General features: G+C 62.1%; 15 protein-coding genes, 1 tRNA gene and 1 pseudogene. 11 read left to right on the forward strand and 6 right to left on the reverse strand.

From position 1 onward, the window contains the following. The first annotated feature begins 57 nt into the window (after nucleotides 1-57). Nucleotides 58-597 carry a MerR family transcriptional regulator gene (locus K6N12_RS11415; protein ID WP_097627109.1) on the forward strand — a complete coding sequence of 180 codons (540 nt, stop codon included), beginning with the start codon at nucleotides 58-60 and terminating at the stop codon, nucleotides 595-597. 192 nt (nucleotides 598-789) lie between these two features. On the opposite strand, the gene K6N12_RS11420 is transcribed toward K6N12_RS11415, so the two are convergent. Then, nucleotides 790-1,137 (reverse strand): response regulator, encoded by a 348-nt coding sequence (locus K6N12_RS11420; protein ID WP_097627111.1) that lies wholly within the window; start codon nucleotides 1,135-1,137, stop codon nucleotides 790-792. 270 nt (nucleotides 1,138-1,407) lie between these two features. Here K6N12_RS11420 and K6N12_RS11425 point away from each other — a divergent pair, with 270 nt between their 5' ends. Continuing rightward, nucleotides 1,408-3,054, forward strand: a complete 1,647-nt coding sequence (locus tag K6N12_RS11425) for an ATP-binding protein (RefSeq protein ID WP_097627113.1) — start codon at nucleotides 1,408-1,410, stop codon at nucleotides 3,052-3,054. 148 nt (nucleotides 3,055-3,202) lie between these two features. On the opposite strand, the gene K6N12_RS11430 is transcribed toward K6N12_RS11425, so the two are convergent. Continuing rightward, nucleotides 3,203-3,517: a DUF1236 domain-containing protein gene (locus K6N12_RS11430; protein WP_097627115.1), complete on the reverse strand. Its 315-nt coding sequence runs from the start codon at nucleotides 3,515-3,517 to the stop codon at nucleotides 3,203-3,205. 326 nt (nucleotides 3,518-3,843) lie between these two features. Here K6N12_RS11430 and bcsN point away from each other — a divergent pair, with 326 nt between their 5' ends. The 7 genes and pseudogenes from bcsN to K6N12_RS11465 all read left to right on the forward strand — a co-directional run bounded on the left by bcsN (nucleotide 3,844) and on the right by K6N12_RS11465 (nucleotide 13,963). Continuing rightward, on the forward strand, nucleotides 3,844-4,830 hold the full coding sequence (gene bcsN / locus K6N12_RS11435; protein WP_097627117.1) for a cellulose biosynthesis protein BcsN: 987 nt from the start codon (nucleotides 3,844-3,846) through the stop codon (nucleotides 4,828-4,830). A 109-nt stretch (nucleotides 4,831-4,939) separates the two neighbouring features. Next, nucleotides 4,940-7,128 (forward strand): annotated as a pseudogene (gene bcsA / locus K6N12_RS11440) (UDP-forming cellulose synthase catalytic subunit). Further along, nucleotides 7,125-9,578, forward strand: coding sequence for a cellulose biosynthesis cyclic di-GMP-binding regulatory protein BcsB (locus tag K6N12_RS11445; protein WP_097627119.1), 2,454 nt, complete (start codon nucleotides 7,125-7,127; stop codon nucleotides 9,576-9,578). Before bcsA ends, K6N12_RS11445 begins: the two are co-directional and overlap by 4 nt. Further along, complete coding sequence (locus K6N12_RS11450; RefSeq protein ID WP_097627121.1) at nucleotides 9,575-10,618, forward strand: family 8 glycosyl hydrolase; 1,044 nt, start codon at nucleotides 9,575-9,577, stop codon at nucleotides 10,616-10,618. Before K6N12_RS11445 ends, K6N12_RS11450 begins: the two co-directional genes overlap by 4 nt. Further along, on the forward strand, nucleotides 10,615-13,020 hold the full coding sequence (locus K6N12_RS11455) for a cellulose synthase (RefSeq protein WP_097627123.1): 2,406 nt from the start codon (nucleotides 10,615-10,617) through the stop codon (nucleotides 13,018-13,020). Before K6N12_RS11450 ends, K6N12_RS11455 begins: the two co-directional genes overlap by 4 nt. A gap of 101 nt (nucleotides 13,021-13,121) precedes the next feature. Next, a complete protein-coding gene (locus K6N12_RS11460; RefSeq protein WP_097627125.1) occupies nucleotides 13,122-13,790 on the forward strand; it encodes an HAD family hydrolase in 669 nt (222 codons plus the stop codon). Between the two features lie 96 nt (nucleotides 13,791-13,886). Then, nucleotides 13,887-13,963, forward strand: a tRNA-Pro gene (locus K6N12_RS11465). Nucleotides 13,964-14,043: 80 nt separating this feature from the next. On the opposite strand, the gene K6N12_RS11470 is transcribed toward K6N12_RS11465, so the two are convergent. Then, the gene (locus tag K6N12_RS11470; protein WP_097627127.1) at nucleotides 14,044-14,676 is read right to left on the reverse strand and encodes a class I SAM-dependent methyltransferase; all 633 of its coding nucleotides are present in this window, start codon (nucleotides 14,674-14,676) and stop codon (nucleotides 14,044-14,046) included. Nucleotides 14,677-15,240: 564 nt separating this feature from the next. On the opposite strand from K6N12_RS11470, the gene K6N12_RS11475 reads away from it, so the two are divergent. Further along, complete coding sequence (locus K6N12_RS11475; protein WP_165503912.1) at nucleotides 15,241-15,459, forward strand: hypothetical protein; 219 nt, start codon at nucleotides 15,241-15,243, stop codon at nucleotides 15,457-15,459. Between the two features lie 2 nt (nucleotides 15,460-15,461). On the opposite strand, the gene K6N12_RS11480 is transcribed toward K6N12_RS11475, so the two are convergent. Continuing rightward, a complete protein-coding gene (locus K6N12_RS11480; RefSeq protein ID WP_097627128.1) occupies nucleotides 15,462-15,695 on the reverse strand; it encodes a DUF982 domain-containing protein in 234 nt (77 codons plus the stop codon). 196 nt (nucleotides 15,696-15,891) lie between these two features. Between K6N12_RS11480 and K6N12_RS11485 the strand changes: the two genes are divergently transcribed. After that, nucleotides 15,892-16,104, forward strand: coding sequence for a hypothetical protein (locus K6N12_RS11485; protein ID WP_029872887.1), 213 nt, complete (start codon nucleotides 15,892-15,894; stop codon nucleotides 16,102-16,104). 3 nt (nucleotides 16,105-16,107) lie between these two features. Here the strand turns inward: K6N12_RS11485 and K6N12_RS11490 are convergent, their stop codons facing one another. Together K6N12_RS11490 and K6N12_RS11495 are read right to left on the reverse strand one after the other, a co-directional pair. Then, a complete protein-coding gene (locus K6N12_RS11490; protein ID WP_097627130.1) occupies nucleotides 16,108-16,257 on the reverse strand; it encodes a hypothetical protein in 150 nt (49 codons plus the stop codon). Nucleotides 16,258-16,349: 92 nt separating this feature from the next. After that, a complete protein-coding gene (locus K6N12_RS11495; protein ID WP_097627132.1) occupies nucleotides 16,350-16,643 on the reverse strand; it encodes a helix-turn-helix domain-containing protein in 294 nt (97 codons plus the stop codon). Between the last annotated feature and the right edge of the window lie 15 nt (nucleotides 16,644-16,658).

Genomic DNA, 16,658 nt, shown 5'->3' on the forward strand with positions numbered 1-16,658 from the left:
AAACCGTTGAAATACGATGAGTCGCCGTAAGATCGAGCCACGAGGTCGCGTAGCAGTATGACGTTGGACAAGAGCCCCGATGCCTTTCGCACCATTAGCGAAGTCGCAGACGATCTTGATCTGCCGCAGCATGTGCTGCGCTTCTGGGAAACGCGTTTTCCGCAGATAAAGCCGATGAAGCGCGGCGGCGGCCGTCGCTACTACCGGCCCGAGGATGTGGATCTTCTCAAGGGCATCCGGCATTTGCTCTATGATCACGGCTATACGATCAAGGGTGTGCAGAAGCTTCTGAAAACCAACGGCAACAAGTTCGTCATATCGGTCGGCCACGGCGATCTCGCCAGCGTCGAGGCGCTTGCCTCGGGCGTGCAGGAGGCGACCGCCGGGGAACCGCGCGTCGGCATGGCCGACGAAGACCAGATTGTCGGCCGCGCCAAGCCGCCGATTACCCGCCGCTTCTTCAATTTTGTGGCTGGCGAGGACGAGCAGGAAGTCTCGATCGGCAAGTCGAGCGTTGGCAAGGAAGACAGGGCGCTGCTGCAGGAGGCGCTCTACGACCTGCTGGAATGCAAGCGTCTGCTCGATCAGGTGCGCTGACCGGAACTCTTATTCTTATGCATGTCGTTATCCCGGGATCGCCGCACGGCTCCGGGCGAGACGCTTCAAAGCATGTCGCGCAAAAGTGTACAGCGGTTTCCCAAGCAAAGCGCGAAGCGCTTTTGCCGCAACGACATGCGTAAAACAAAGACACAAAGCGCAAGGAGCGAATCTGAAAGATCGCGACGCGCTTTAGACTTCGGTAAGCCGCTTCATCGCCTGTTCGAGTTCGCTGAGCTGGAAGGGTTTTTGCAGCACCGGCAATGTGCTCGGGCTGCTGCCGGCAGGGGCGGCGCCGTATCCCGTTGCATAGATATAGGGTTTGCCGCGTTCGTCGAGCAGGTTTGCGACCGGCAGCGAGCTCTGCCCGGCAAGCGAGACGTCGAGAATTGCAGCGTCGAATTCAGTATCCCTGGCGGCTGCCAGCGCCCGTTCGAGATCGGGCGCGCTGGCGCAAACCCGGTAGCCGAGATCGGCGAGCATGTCCTCGAGCAGCATGGCAATCAGCGCATCGTCTTCGACGATGAATATGTCTTTCATGTTCGCGTCCACCCATTTCCCCTTGCCGGGCATGCGGATTTATGTGGACTCCTGGCATGTCTCGTCAAGCCGTCGTGCCCGGCAGTGCGAGAAACAGCATATTGCCGGGTGAAATTCCATGTGTAAAAGCTGGGACGCCGCCTGCGCAACGGCAACTGCATAATTCCTTCAATCGGAATCGATTTTGGGATAAAACTCTGCAGCAATTCAAAGTGTTACGGCGCTCTTTGCGCGTCTGATAAGGCGCAGCGCCGTAAGGAGGGGTCTGGAATGGATTTGCTGAGTGCCACGGATTGGCTGCGTCACAGGCCGGGTTATACATATCCGCTGGCCGTTGCCTTCGTTGGCCTGACGTTTCTTCTGCGGCTTGCCGCCAGCGACTATCTTTCCGGCTTTCCCTTTCTGAGCTTCCTCCCGGCGATATTGCTGGCGAGTTTCATTGGCGGCGCGGGGCCGGGCCTCGTCGCGGCGATACTTGCCGCTTTCATTGTCCAGCAGTTTTTCGTCGAGCCGCACAATATCTTCTGGCCGGTCAGCGCCGGCCAATGGGTTGGGCTGTCGACCTATCTCATCAATGCGGCGATCATCATCGGGCTGATGGAGATGATCATCATCGCGCATCGCCGGCAGAGCCGCCTCCGCAACGAGCTCAACGGTTTCAACACGCGCCTCGAACAGACGGTTGTCCAGCGCACCGCCGAACTCAGGCACGAGATGGAAGAGAATGCCGCGGCACAGGCGCAGGTGCGCCAGCTGCAGAAGATGGAGACGATCGGTCAGCTCACAGGCGGCGTCGCCCATGATTTCAACAACATGCTGGCGATCATCATCGGCAACCTCGATCTTGCCCAGCGACGCATGACCGGGCATGAGGATCCCCGCGTGCTGAACTCCATCCAGAATGCCAAAGACGGCGCTCAGCGTGCCGCGGTCCTGACCGCGCGTCTGCTCGCTTTCTCGCGCCAGCAGCCGCTCGCCCCTGAGGTGATCGATCTCAATAAGCTCGTCGGCGGCATGTCCGAGCTGTTGCGGCGTACACTCGGCGAGCAGATCCGGATCGAGACCGTGCTTGCCGGCGGCCTTTGGCCGAGTTTTGCCGATTTGAGCCAGCTTGAGAACGCTATTTTGAACCTTGCCGTCAACGCCCGCGACGCCATGCCCGGCGGCGGACATTTGACCATCGAGACCGCCAATACCGAACTCGACGAGCGGTATTCCCGCATGCATTCGGAGGTCGATGCCGGGCAATATGTGATGGTCAGCATGACCGACACCGGCACCGGCATGTCGCCTGACGTGATCGAGCGTGCATTCGACCCTTTCTACACAACCAAGGGACCCGGCAAGGGCACCGGTCTCGGCCTCAGCCAGGTTTACGGCTACATCAAGCAGAGCGGCGGCCACATCAAGATCTATTCGGAGATCGACAGGGGTACGACGGTGAAGATCTATCTCCCCCGGCATGTCGGCGCGATGAGCGCCAGGTTGAATGCGGCTGGCGCCCAGCCTATTCCCCAAGGCAGCGTCAACGATACGATCCTGGTGGTGGAAGATGATGAGAACGTCCGCATCATGACCGCCGAAAGCCTGCATGAGCTCGGTTACACCGTGCTGCAGGCGGCAAGCGGCATGGAGGCGCTTCTGCTTCTGGAAGAAAATCGGGAGGTCGACCTGATCTTCACCGATATCGTCATGCCGCAAATGAGCGGACGCCAGCTTGCCGATATCGTCCAGGAAAAATGGCCGGCGATCCGCATCCTCTACACCACCGGTTATACCCGTAATGCCATCGTCCATAACGGGGTGCTCGATCATGGCGTCTCCCTGCTCGCCAAGCCCTTCAGCCTGGAGCAGCTAGCCCACAAGATCCGCGAACTTCTGAATGTGCCGGCGAAAATGGAAGATGAGAGCACGTGAAGCCGAGCATGATGCCGAAAAGTGTGAGCGGCTTTCTCATGACATCATGCTCTAACTCTTTAATTTAAAACAGGATTTGGATTTTAGGCCAACCGAGCCTAAAATCATCCTGTTCCAGGCGGCAACATGTCCTCTGTCCCCGATCGCCTTATTCGATGACCTGGATCACGCGGTGCGTCTTCGGCTCGACGATGACGCGTCGCTCGTTGACGACGGTATAGCCATAACCGTCCATATTCGGCACGGTGTGCACTTCGACGGTATCGGGCAGCGTCGCGCCGACGGCGATATCGCCGTCATAGACGACGGACGGCGTATTTTGCTCCATGACATAGGTGCGAACTTCGCCTGGCAACACGACGGAGCCGGTCGGTGCGGGATCGGTGACGATGACGGTGCTCTGCGCGAAGGCGGTGGAACTGATGGTCAGCATGGCGGCCGCAGCCAGCATGATCTTGCGCATGGGATGTTCTCCTTTTTAACTTTGGACACCGAGGCAACGCTGGCCATGCGGCATAGTTCCCCGCCGGCCTTTCATCGTGGCACAAGACAGTCGCCATCAGCGCAGTTAAGGTGTTGCTAAATCAATTTATGCACCATACGGTTGAGCTGTCCGAATCACGGTCAGCGCGGGTTCGTTTAACGGCATCAAGGGTCGGCCGTTTACGCTTCGTTAACCATGTTGGCGATTTATACCCTGTGAACGGCCGCGTGGTCGTTGATTCGAAGGTCCGTCGCGTTTCGGTTTGCGGATGGATATCTGGAAAGACGATTGCGGCGGCTCAAGACATGCGTTTGCGGATGACGATATCGCTGGTGGCAGTGGCGGGCATGATGGCCGGCTGCACGTCGACAGGCGGTGTCCGCCAGCCCTCCGGGCCGGAGACCGTGGCGCCCGAGAAGGCGCTGGTCCTGCCGCCGCCGGGCGGCCCGTCGATCGTCAGCGTGGTCGAACGCAAGCGTGGCAACGGCGTCGAGCAGACGGTTTCCTTGTTTACCTCATCCTCCGTGCCCGGCCAGAACTTCCTGAAGGTCCAATTTTTCGGCGCGTCCGGGGCCAACCCCGGCACCGGCAATGCCGGCTTCAGCATGATCAATGAGAGCGGCATTGCCCGCGAAGTGGCGCGCTCCGCCCCCGGCGTGCCCATGGCGACGTCGGCGACCTTTCTGCAGAACAGCTATGGCCCTTTTGGTTACGCCTCCGGCCGCAGCCGTGGCGGCGACACCTGCATCTATGCCTGGCAGCAGATCCGCTCGAGCGTCAATGCCAACACCCAGGCGCGCAATTTCGGCATGATCCAGCTGCGCCTGCGTCTCTGCGACGCGAATGCCAGCGAACGCCAACTGCTCGGCATCGTCTATGGCTATACCATATCGGGCACTTTCGACGGGGTGATCTGGAATCCCTACGGCAATCCGCCGCCGGCCGACGTTGCGCTCGGCCGCACGGGCGCGCCGATCTATCCTGACCAGGGCGGCTATCGCGCCAGCCCGATGCCGATCGGCTACGAGCCGGCGCCCGCGATTATCAGCCGGCCGCGGGCGGTTCTGCCCCGCAACGCTTCGACCCCGGCACCGGGCGCCGCACCGATGCCCGCGCCCATCGGCCCGCGCGTGCCGCTGCCCGGCGAGGCGCCGCAGGCGAGGGTGATGCCGGATGCGGCAGCCGCGCCGCCCGAACAGCCGGTCGAACAATCCGCAAGGGCGATCGGCGTCACCGTGCCTTCGCCAGACTGCATAGGCGACGCGGCCATGACGGCCGCCTGCCGGAGATAGAGCATGATGCCGAAAAGTGTGAGCGGTTTTCGGACGACATCATGCCCGTTCTAGTGAGCATGCCCGGAGCGCCGATGGTGTCCGGTTGAGCAATTTCGAAGGAACGTCGATGCGCAAAGCCCGCAGTGTCTTCATATGGGCCGTGGTTTCGCTCTGCTTGATCGTGCTGATCACGCTGCCGGTCAACTTGCAGACCCAGCTCATCACCAGCATCACGGTGGTGACGGTGATGGCGCTGATCAAGGTCTTGAAGGGCGAGGGGACCTGGCGCCTGGTGGCGCTCGCCTTCGGCACCTCGATCGTGCTGCGCTATGTCTACTGGCGCACCACCAACACCCTGCCGCCGGTAAACCAGCCTGAGAATTTCATTCCCGGCCTGCTGCTCTATCTCGCCGAAATGTACAGCGTCGCGATGCTGGCGCTGAGCCTGTTCATCGTCGCCACACCGCTGCCGCCGCGCCCCTCGCGCGCCGCCAATCCCGGGCGTTTGCCGCATGTCGATGTCTTCGTTCCGTCCTATAACGAGGATGCCGGGCTTCTCGGCAACACGCTGGCGGCCGCCAAGGCCATGGATTATCCGGCCGAAAAGCTGCATGTCTGGCTGCTCGACGATGGCGGCACCCTGCAGAAGCGAAATTCCGGCAAGCTGCTCGAAGCCCAGGCCGCCGCTGCCCGCCATATCTGAAGAAGCTCTGCGAAGACCTCGACGTCAGCTATCTCACGCGCGACCGAAACGAGCACGCCAAGGCCGGCAATCTGAATAACGGCATGAAACATTCGACTGGCGAACTCATCGCCGTCTTCGATGCCGACCACGCGCCGGCCCGCGATTTCCTGCTCGAGACCGTCGGCTACTTCGAAGACGACCCGAAGCTTTTCCTTGTTCAGACTCCGCACTTCTTCATCAATCCCGATCCGCTGGAGCGCAACCTGCGCACCTTCGACAAGATGCCGAGCGAGAACGAAATGTTCTACGGCATCATCCAGCGCGGCCTCGACAAATGGAACGCCGCCTTCTTCTGCGGTTCGGCGGCGGTCCTGAGCCGCAGGGCGCTCGACTCCCAGAACGGCTTTTCCGGCATCAGCATCACCGAGGATTGCGAGACGGCCTTAGCGCTCCACGGCAGCGGCTGGAACAGCATCTATGTCGACAAGCCGCTGATCGCCGGCCTGCAGCCCGCCACCTTCGCAAGCTTCATCGGCCAGCGCAGCCGCTGGGCGCAGGGCATGATGCAGATCCTGCGCTTCCGCTTCCCGCTGCTGAAACGCGGCCTGTCGATCCCGCAGCGCCTCTGCTACATGTCCTCCACGCTGTTCTGGCTCTTCCCGTTCCCGCGCACGATCTTCTTGTTTGCACCGCTCTTCTACCTGTTCTTCGATCTGGAAATCTTCACAGCCTCCGGCGGCGAGTTCCTTGCCTATACGCTTGCCTACATGCTGGTGAACCTGATGATGCAGAACTACCTCTACGGGTCGTTCCGCTGGCCATGGATTTCCGAACTCTACGAATATGTTCAGACTGTGCATCTGCTGCCGGCGGTCATCTCCGTCATGCTCAATCCGAGGAAGCCGACCTTCAAGGTCACCGCCAAGGACGAATCGATCGCCGTCAGCCGCCTGTCCGAGATCAGCCGCCCGTTCTTCGTCATCTTTGCGGTGCAGATCATCGCGCTCGTCATCACCATCTATAGAATCTATGCCGAGCCCTATAAGGCCGACGTCACCCTTGTCGTCGGCGGCTGGAACCTCATCAACCTGATCATGGCCGGCTGCGCGCTTGGTGTCGTGTCCGAGCGCGGCGAGCGCGCCTTGTCCCGCCGCGTCCGCGTCAACCGGCGCTGCGAATTCGGCGCCAACGGCAAGTGGTATACCGCCTCGATCGAGGACGTCTCGGTCCATGGCGCCAGGCTCCACATCTTCAACAAGCAACTCGACGAGATGCTGGTCGGTGCCCTCGGTGAAATCCGCTTCCGGCCCTATAGCGGTGCGGAACTGGAAACCCTGCCGCTGATCGTCCGCAACATCGAGCCGTCGGGCGACATCAGCAATGTCGGCTGCCAGTACGTGCCGAAAAGCGCGCTCGACCACCGCCTGATCGCAGACCTGATGTTTGCCAACTCGGGCCAGTGGACCGAGTTCCAGGCCTCGCGCCGCCGCAATCCGGGCCTGATCCGCGGCACCATTTGGTTCCTCGGTCTGTCGTTCTACCAGACGAGCCGCGGCCTCGTTTATTTCTTCCGCAGTATGCGGCCGGAACGCGAAGCCCAGCAGCAGGCCGCAAAGGTCAACGCCGGATGAGAAGCATCGTCGCTGCCTCGCTTTTCCTGCTGAATGCCTCCGCCTTCGCCCAGGCGCAGACGGCACCCTTCGACATGTCCGGGGAGCGTCCGCCCGGCGCCGCCGTTGCCCCGAGACAGACACCGCCGGCTCCGCCGGCAGCGGCTGCGCCGGTTCCCGTCACGCCCCCGGTTACCGTATTGCCGGCACCGGCACCCCAGGCGACACCTGCTCCTGCTCCTACACCGGTTCCCCCGGCAATCGCCGTTCAGCCGGCGCTGCAGCCGGCCGCGGCGGCGAATACGGCTCCGGTTCAGCGCCCCAACAGTATCCGTCGCTATGTCGTTCCCTTTTCGAAGCTCGGTCTCAGCGGTGAATATGATCGGCGGTCATGGTCCGTCTACCTGACGCAGGAACAGGCGGCCGCAAAGGCGAGCTTCACCTTCGCCTACCAGAATTCGATCGTCGTCGCGCCTGAGGCCTCGGCGCTGACCGTCTATCTCAACAATCGCCCGATCGGCCAGCAGCGCGTCGGCTCGCCGGACGGCCCGTCGGCCGTCACCTTCGCGGTTCCGCCAGGCCTGCTGCAGCCGGGCGCCAATGTCGTTACCTTCGAAGCCGCCCAGCGCCACCGCACCGATTGCAGCATCCAGTCGACCTATGAATTGTGGTCGAATATCGATCCGGCCGGAACCTATCTGAGCTTTGCCGGCAGCGATGCCGCAGAGCCGGCGAGCGCCGATGCGATCCGCGCCATCGGCGTCGACGGCGCCGGCAAGACCGAGTTCGACATCGTCGTCCCGGCGCTGGAGCAGCCGGGCACCACCAAGCCGCTACTGCGGCTGGCGCAGGGCCTCTCCGTGCTGAGCAGCATGCCGAACCAGGTCTTTGCCTTCAGCACTGCTTCGCTTCCGGCCGGCGGGCCGGGTAAGCTCAGTGTGCTCGTCGGTACCGCGGCGGAACTGCGGCCGCTCTTTCCGGGCCTGCCGCCCGGCGCCGAAAGTGCGGCACTCGCCGCTTTCGTCACCGATCCGCGCAGCGGCTCACCGGTGCTTCTGATCAGCGGCCCGTCCTGGCCGGCAGTCTCATCGGCGATCGATACCATCGTCTCCCCGACCGACAGATCCGCAGATATCCGCCGCGACGTGCTGACCACCGAACGCTGGAGCGCGCCGAACGCGCCGCTGGTCTTTTCCGATACCAACATCGCTTTGTCTCAGCTCGGCGTGAAGACCACCGAATTTTCCGGCCGGCGGTTGCGGACCAGCTTCAACATCGCCGTGCCGGCGGATTTTTATGCCAATGCCTATGGCGAGGCGAAGGTGCTGCTCGACGCCGCCTATACCGACAACGTCCTGCCCGGCAGCCACATCGATATCTACGTCAACGACAATATCGCCTCCACCGTGCCGATCACCACGACAACAGGCGGCATTCTGCGCCATCTGCCGATCCGCGTGACGATGCGGCACGTCAAGCCCGGCCTGAATACGGTGGCGATCGAGGCGATCCTGATGACCAAGGACGATGCGGCTTGCGCGCCTGGCGCGACAGCCGGCGCCAATCCCCGCTTTGCCCTGTTCGATACCTCAGAGCTGCAGATGCCGGATTTCGCCCGCGTCGGTCAGCGGCCGAATCTGGCCGCCATGGCCGGCACCGCCTATCCCTATGGCCGGGCCACCGAACCGATGCCGCTGTTCATCGACCGCGTCGACGCCGACACGCTTTCGGCCGCCGCGACCCTGCTCGGCCAGATGGCGATCATGGCCGGCCATCCGATCCCCGTGGAAACCGTTGCCTCGCCGAATACGATCGGAGATCGTGACGCGATCTTCATCGGCTCGATCTCGCAGATGCCGACAACTGCGCTGTCGCAGACCAATATAGCAACGGCGAGCCAGGCCTCATGGCGTCCGGTGACGGATGCGCAGACGGGCGTCGTCGACACCGGTACGGCCTTCGAGGAATGGAATTCCAAGGTCAGCGGCGGTGTCTTTCGCACCCGGATGATTGCCTTCCGCGAGTGGCTGTGGCGCAATTTCGATATTTCCCGCAGCTCGCTGCAATTCGTGCCGGGCGCCGAGGAAATCTTTACGCCGCCCAACACCGCTTCGCTTCTGGTGGCCCAGGGCTCCAGCCCCGCGGGAGCGGGCTCCTGGACCGTGGTGGCGGCGCCATCGGCGAAGGATCTGCGTGAAGGGGTCGAGGTTCTGACCTCGCAGCTGAACTGGCCGCAGTTGTCGGGCCACATCACCACCTATTCCAGCAAGACCGGCAAGATCGAGGCGTTGCCCGTCACCCGTTTCGATTTCGTGCCGTCGACGCCCTGGTCGATCGCCAACTATCGCCTGATCGCCGCCAACTGGTTGTCGACGAATATCCTCTCTTATGCCTCGCTGCTGGTCGTCTTCGTGCTCCTGATCGGCGTCACCACGTCGACGATGCTGAAGAAGCTGGGCCGGTCGAAATGAGGCGGTGGCGCGCGCTTCTGCTGGCGGCCTCTGTCGCGGTTGCACCGGGCCTGCCGGCTACCGCGCAGCAGGCGATGATTAATGCCGACGCCTGGTCGGCCTACAAGGCGAAGTTTCTCGATCCGAGCGGCCGCATCGTTGACAACGGCAACGGCAACATCAGCCACAGCGAAGGGCAGGGCTACGGCCTGCTGCTCGCCTATCTCTCGGCAAGCCCCGCCGATTTCGAGCAGATCTGGTATTTTACCCGCACCGAGCTGCTGCTGCGCGACGACGGCCTGGCCGTTTGGAAATGGGATCCGAACGTCAAGCCGCACGTGGCCGACACCAACAATGCCACCGACGGCGACATGCTGATCGCCTATGCTTTGGCGCTTGCCGGCACGGCATGGAAACGTGAAGATTATATCCTCGCTGCCTCCCGCATGGCGCAGGCGCTGCTTGCCGAAACCGTCGGCAGCTCGCAGGGCCGCACCTTGCTGATGCCGGGAACCGAAGGGTTTACCGGCAGCGACCGCGACGATGGTCCGGTCGTCAACCCGTCCTACTGGATTTATGAGGCGATCCCGGTGATGGCAGCGCTCGCGCCGTCGGATGCCTGGAAAAAACTGTCGGACGATGGCGTGGAACTGTTGAAGACGATGCAGTTCGGCCCGCGCAAGCTTCCTGCCGAATGGGTGAGCCTGCACGACAAGCCGCGGCCGGCAGAGGGGTTCGACGCCGAATTCGGCTACAACGCCATCCGCATCCCGCTATATCTCGCCCGCGGCGGCATCACCGATAAGGCACTGCTCGTCCGCCTGCAAAAGGGGATGTCGCAAGACGGCGTTCCCGCCACGATCGATCTGACCACCGGCCGGCCGAAGACCGTGCTGTCGGACCCCGGTTATCGAATTGTTAACGATGTTGTGGCCTGTGTTGTCGATGGGACCAGGCTGCCGAGTTCGGCGCTGCAGTTTGCCCCTGCGCTCTATTATCCGTCCACCCTTCAACTGCTGGGGCTGGCCTATATCGGGGAGAAGCATCCGGAGTGTCTGTGAAGTCTTCTCTCGTGGCGGTTTCAGCGGCAGTGGTGGTGGCAAGCCTTGTCACCGGACTGAAGGACCGTGCCGCTCTGCAGGAAAGGTTCGGCCTTGGCTCTGCCGGCAAGCCGGCGCCGGAACTGATGATGATGGGCCGTATCAAGCCGAACGATGCTGCCGGCAATTCCGAATTCAATGCGCAACTCGTCGCCGACAAGATCGAGGCGATCACGTCCCCGCCGCCATCGGCATCGGATACTTCAGATCCGAATGCCGTCGCGCAGCAGCCAGAACCGCCGCAATCAGCCGCGCCTCAATCTGCGCCCCCATCCGCGCCAGAACCCACGCCTCAGCCGACGGCTTCTCCGTCCCCGGTCACGCCTGCTATCGTGTCCGAGCCTCCAGCGCCGCAGCAGGCCGTCGCCCCGACGCAGCCTGCTGTCGATGAAAGCGCGCTTCGTTATTTCGCCAGCCGCGGCGACAAAGTGCGCCTGCAGGCCGAGATCTCTCGCCTTCAGGCGCTCTACCCGAACTGGGTTCCGCCGGCCGATCCGCTCGCCGTGCCGCAGAACGGCGACAAACAGCTCGAGGCCATGTGGCAGCTTTATTCCGATGGCCGATACGCCGAGCTGCGCAGGGCGCTCGCCGACCGTCAGGCAGCCGATGCCGGATGGCAGCCGCCGGCCGATCTGCTCGAGCGGCTCGCTGTCGCCGAGGACCGCGCCCGCCTCATCAATGCTTCCGACCTCAAGCAATATGCGACGGTGGTCGATATCGCAGCCACAACGCCGAGCCTGCTCACCTGCAGCGAGGTCGACGTCCTTTGGCGTGTCGCCGAAGCCTTCATCCAGACGAAGAGGCAGCAGCGCGGCCAGGACGCCTACAGCTATATCCTGAAGAACTGCCCCAATCCGGCCGAGCGGCAGGCGACTGTGGAAAAGGCCTCGACACTGCTTGCCTACCAGCCGATGCAGGCGCTGCTGGCGCTGGAGAAGCCCGCTGCCGACGGCAGCAAGGAATTCGACGCGATCCGCGACAATCTCGCCCGGCGCTTCATGGCCGAAGGCAATGACGATCCGAAGCTCGCCATCGCGCCCGAATATGTCGCCCGCCTCGAAAAACTCGCCGGGACCGAGGGGCTTGCCTCGGATGCGCTGCTGCTCGGCTGGTACCAGCTTCGCCGCAACAACGATCCTGAGGCGGAGAAGTGGTTCCGCGCCGCCCGCGCCAAGGAGGATACGGCCGCCGCTTCGCAGGGGCTGGCGCTGGCGCTGATCGCCCGCAAGGCGCCTCAGGAAGCCGAGGACGTGATGTTCCGCTGGCGTGCGGATTCCGACGATGCGAGCGCCACCTATCTCGCCGCGACCGCCAATCTGATGGCGCTGCAGCCCCCGGCCGATCTCGCCGAAGACGTGCTGCATCGCATCGCCGCCGAAGTTATCGCCCGGAAATACGTGCCGACGGCGCAGCAATTCGGCTGGTATGCCCGCTCGCTCAACCAGTTCCAGACCGCCGCGCGCTGGTTCGAGACCGCACTCGTCTGGAAGCCCGATGACGAACCGTCGGCCTATGGCCTTGTCGTCACCCGCGAGCAACTGGGTGACCGCAAGGGTGTGCTCGAGCTTCAGCGCGCCTGGGCCGGACGGTCGGCCCGGATCATCAATCTCGAAGACACCTCATCGCTGATGCCGAATGGGGGCGCGGTGCCGCCGGAGAAGGGCACGCTTGCCCCGCAGCAGCCGGTTCAGCCGACGCAGCCGGTGCAACGCCCTGCCACGGCGGCCGAGCCGCTTCCGGCCGAACGCCGCACCCCGCTGCAGCCGGAGCCCGATGTGGCCGTTCGCCCGGCAAGGCCGGCGATGCAGACGGTGACCGTTGCGCGCGGTTCGCGCCAGACACGCGGCTGCTCGACGACCTTCGATGCGGGTCAGCTCAGCCCGGCCAATGCGCTGTCGCGCGGCTGGTGCCTGATGGATATCAATCGGCCGATGGAGGCCATCTCGGCCTTCGAGGCGGCATTGCAGAGCCCGGTCCGCAAAGACCGTGAAGACGCAGCCTACGGCCAGAGCCTTGCCTATCTGCGCGCCGGCCTTTCCAGCAACGCCGCCGTTGCCGCCACCAAGGCGCCGCAGAACCGCCAGCGCGCCGCTGAGCTGCAGGTGGCGATCCTCGCCGACCGCGCGCTTTCGGCCTTCGATGCCGGGCGTTATCGCGAGACCCTGATCTATCTCGATCAGCGCGCCCAGCTACAGCAGGAACGCATCGACCTGATGGTTCTGCGCGGCTATTGCTACCTCAATCTCAAAATGTATGGCGATGCGACCCGTATCTTCGAAGCCGCTGCCGCGACCGGCAGCCGCGACGCTGCCCGCGGTCTGGCCGACGTTCGCAACGTCACCCATCCCGACGTCAACGACTAGCGTTGACGTCGACGTCAACGACTAGCGTTGACGCCGCCGCCGCTCTCCGCTACTCGCCTGTGCAGGGGTCGCCCCGGCCTCGCACCCGCAAGGAACGCCCCGTGCCCGCTCTCCACGATATCCTCGACAGATCCTATGACGCCTTCCTTTTCGACATGGACGGGACGCTGTTGAATTCCATCGCCGTCGTCGAACGCGTCTGGAGCGAATGGGCAAGGCGCCATGGCTTCGAACCGGAGGTCTTTCTGAAGACCATCCACGGCATTCGCGCCTCCGACGTCATCCGCGGGCTCGGCCTTCCCGGCGTCGATCCGGCCCATGAGGCGGACTTGCTGCTCGTCGAGGAGATGGAGGATGTCTCCGGCATCGTCGAAATCCCCGGCGCCATCCGCTTCCTCTCCGCCATTGCCGACGGCAAATGGGCGATCGTCACCTCGGCGCCGATCGAGCTTGCCAGGCGCCGCATGGCCGCCGCCGGCATCCCGATGCCGAAGGTCATCGTCAGCGGCCAGGAGGTCAAATCGGGCAAGCCCAGCCCCGAAGGCTATCTGCTCGGCGCCAGCCGTCTTGGCGTCGATCCCGCGAAATGCCTGGTCTTCGAAGACGCCGTCGCCGGCATCCTCGCCGGCGAAGCCGCCGGTGCCGACGTGACCGTCATTACCGAAACCCACGCCACCCCCTTCGAGACCCCACATTTCTCGATCGCCAACTACCAGGCATGGCAGCCCCGCCATACCGCCGAAGGCCGGCTGACGCTCGCGGCGATCTGATCAATTAGACAAACCGCCTCTTTTTGTGGGAGGCGAGTTTTTCCGCTTGCATTGCACGCGCCGAAAAACTAAACGAAGCAAGCCGTTTCGGCAGGTCGGGGCGTAGCGCAGCCCGGTAGCGCACTTGACTGGGGGTCAAGGGGTCGCTGGTTCGAGTCCAGTCGCCCCGACCATTTATCCCCTTGAAATCCAGTCAGAACATCACGTTTCGTATGGCGGCGCTCTCGCGGCCATTGCGGAAAACGGTTGATCTTCAGTGCGGTTTCTGGGCAATCGCGATCATCGATTTTGCCAGCAGCGGAATCCTCCCGACATATTCGAAGTCGACGTCTTCGAAACCTGTTTCATGCAGCAGCGTGCTCAGCGTTTCCGGAGACCAGAATTTGATATGGCCATGGTCCTTGAGGGGCATGAAATGATCGTCCATCTTGCCGCTGACGGCCAAGGCCAGATTTTTCCAGTAACCGTGAAAAGGCGTCGACATGACCGCGATGCCGCCGGGCCTCACCAGATCGTACATGGTGGCCGAGAACGCCTTGGGATCATAAACGTGCTCCACCACCTCGAGGCTGATCACCGCATCGAAGGTCCCGTACCGGCTGGAGAGATCTTCGTAACCGGAGCCGATTTCCAGCGGCAGATCCGGATGGGCCGTTCTCGCTTTTGCGATACCGTCCTCGGAGGGATCGACACCGGTGACATCATAGCCCTTTCCTGCAAGCACGGCCGCAGCACCGCCGGCACCGCAACCGAGGTCGAAGACCGATGTTTCTTTTGCCTCCTGAAAACTGTTCTCAAGAACATCGACTACGGCCGGCAGAATATAGGAATGGGCCGTCGCCGGTTTAGCATGCACATAGGTCGTCGCGTCTAGTTCGATAGACATTTTACCTCCTGGAGAAAATGAGCCCGCCAACCCAATAATACGCAACACAATCGTACGGCGGAGTTTGACGGCAGTGTGGTGTCGTTGTGGTATTAAAGTGATTAGCGCAGGAGGCGCTCGCGGCAGCTGAGGATGGCGGTTGGCGGATATGCGCATTCGGCTAGGCTAGCCGTCATCTCACGAACGAAGAGCGCCGGCGCTCGCCGATGGGAGATCCTGAAGCCGATTGACAGGGTGCAGGGAAGATGATGAAACGTGGCGCAAATCGGATTTCACTTTGCCGGGACGGGTACCCAGTCGTCGTTTCGACTTCGATATTGCGACCATTTGCAGTAAATAACGCTATGAAATACCCTTTGTGGGTGTGGAATCAAATAAATCTATTAGTTCTTTTTGGTACGCTTTGAGTTACGGAGCTGTTATTTGTTGCCTTTTGTTAAGGTTATACCAAGATTAAGTATGAGATACGCAATTTCGAATCTAAAAAACGTGAAACCTCTTCGCTTTCATGCGAATATGTGTAGATTAAAAGCGTCCCTGTCACAAATAGCCTAGTGCGAGCGCATGGCGGAAATGAAGCAGAATCTCACTTGCAGGCAAGCCCTCGCCGGCGCATTCCAGGCTTTGTCCGAGGAGGCCGTTAAGGCTGGCTGGTCGGAGGGCGATGTCGCCCTCGCGCTTGCTGAACTTGCCGAGGAGCAGGTGATCGAGGTGACCGCCAAGGTGATTATGGAAGGCTCCATTCACCCCCAGCTCGCCGCCGCCAGCCGCCACAGCAGCTGATCTCACAGCAGCAATCCCGCCGTCTTCGCCGCTGTGATGAAGGAAGCCTGTGCGGCGCGCGGGCTGCGCAGCCCGTCGAGCGCGTCCAGGCAATGCTGGCGCGCGACGCGATAGTGACGCCCACGCTTGCTCGGCCATTGTTTGAGATATTCGACGGCTTCCCAGACGGTGGACACGATCAGGCTGCTCTCTGGAGAAAACACCCGGATGGGGGAGGGGAAGCGTATTTCACTCAACGTCTGCACTCACTGATTATTGCCACAGGGCGGCGTCAAAACGCGCGGGACGAAAATTTGTTCCCGGATTTTGTTTCGTGGAAATTTGCGCAGTTGCTAAAATTCAAGCCGTCGCGCATAATCATTTCTGTCGGTTGCGGAGGGCGGCCGGCGATGCAAGCGTGGATGCGTTTGCCCTCGGAGGGAATGCGGCGTGATGTTACGGTCATCAATTCATCCGCATGATTTGCCGCTGTTTTCGGAAGATCTCGATCTGCTTTCGCAGGTGCTCGACAAGGTCTGCGATGAACGCGGCCTCGCCAGGACGACACCCGAGGCCGAGCGCATCGGTGCGGTCATCATTCAGCTCTACAGGCAGGGCGTGAAGGACGGCGGCAAACTCGCCGACCTGGCAAAGACCTACCTCTGACGTTCAGTTCTGCTCGATCGAGACACCGTTCTTGCCGATGCTCATCTCAATCCCCTGCGGCTTGCTTTCCTCACGGTAGATATAAGTACCGAGGCCGATGACGGTGACGACGAGAACGCCGATGAGAACGTAGAGACCATTCCTGCTGTTCAAATGACTGCCCTCAAATATCTGATAGGACAGCGGAAACGGCCAAGTGTCGGATTGGTTCCGCAACCAACAGGATGAATTGAGCCCGCGCCGGCCTAATCGTCGTTTGCGGCGTTGAGGTTTTCCGGCCGGATACCGTCGTCGCTGACGGTGCGCGCACGCAACCGGATGCCGGGGCCGCCTTCATCCTGATTGCCGCTCGACAGGAAGATGATGCCGTGCGCCTCCAGCGTGCTGCGCACATCGAACAGCGCGTGCGGCTCGCCCGCAAATTCGCCGTTTTCCAGCGCCGTCACGGTCTCCACAGGCAGGCCGGTTGCGGCGGCGAGCTCTTCGATACTCATCCCGATCATGGCGCGCGCGCCGCGTATCTGTGTCGCTGTTATCATGGCGGAAAATCTAGC

The organism is Rhizobium redzepovicii (assembly GCF_019793435.1).
In the GTDB taxonomy this organism is placed as follows: Bacteria; Pseudomonadota; Alphaproteobacteria; order Rhizobiales; family Rhizobiaceae; genus Rhizobium; species Rhizobium redzepovicii.

Bases quoted from the DNA above. Each gene is read 5' to 3' on its own strand.
- K6N12_RS11420 (WP_097627111.1), bottom strand. From the start codon at position 1,137: ATGAAAGACATATTCATCGTCGAAGACGATGCGCTGATTGCCATGCTG.
- K6N12_RS11430 (WP_097627115.1), bottom strand. From the start codon at position 3,517: ATGCGCAAGATCATGCTGGCTGCGGCCGCCATGCTGACCATCAGTTCC.
- K6N12_RS11485 (WP_029872887.1), top strand. From the start codon at position 15,892: ATGTTACGGTCATCAATTCATCCGCATGATTTGCCGCTGTTTTCGGAA.
- K6N12_RS11475 (WP_165503912.1), top strand. From the start codon at position 15,241: ATGGCGGAAATGAAGCAGAATCTCACTTGCAGGCAAGCCCTCGCCGGC.
- K6N12_RS11470 (WP_097627127.1), bottom strand. From the start codon at position 14,676: ATGTCTATCGAACTAGACGCGACGACCTATGTGCATGCTAAACCGGCG.
- K6N12_RS11445 (WP_097627119.1), top strand. From the start codon at position 7,125: ATGAGAAGCATCGTCGCTGCCTCGCTTTTCCTGCTGAATGCCTCCGCC.
- K6N12_RS11425 (WP_097627113.1), top strand. From the start codon at position 1,408: ATGGATTTGCTGAGTGCCACGGATTGGCTGCGTCACAGGCCGGGTTAT.
- K6N12_RS11495 (WP_097627132.1), bottom strand. From the start codon at position 16,643: ATGATAACAGCGACACAGATACGCGGCGCGCGCGCCATGATCGGGATG.
- K6N12_RS11415 (WP_097627109.1), top strand. From the start codon at position 58: ATGACGTTGGACAAGAGCCCCGATGCCTTTCGCACCATTAGCGAAGTC.
- K6N12_RS11450 (WP_097627121.1), top strand. From the start codon at position 9,575: ATGAGGCGGTGGCGCGCGCTTCTGCTGGCGGCCTCTGTCGCGGTTGCA.
- bcsN (WP_097627117.1), top strand. From the start codon at position 3,844: ATGCGTTTGCGGATGACGATATCGCTGGTGGCAGTGGCGGGCATGATG.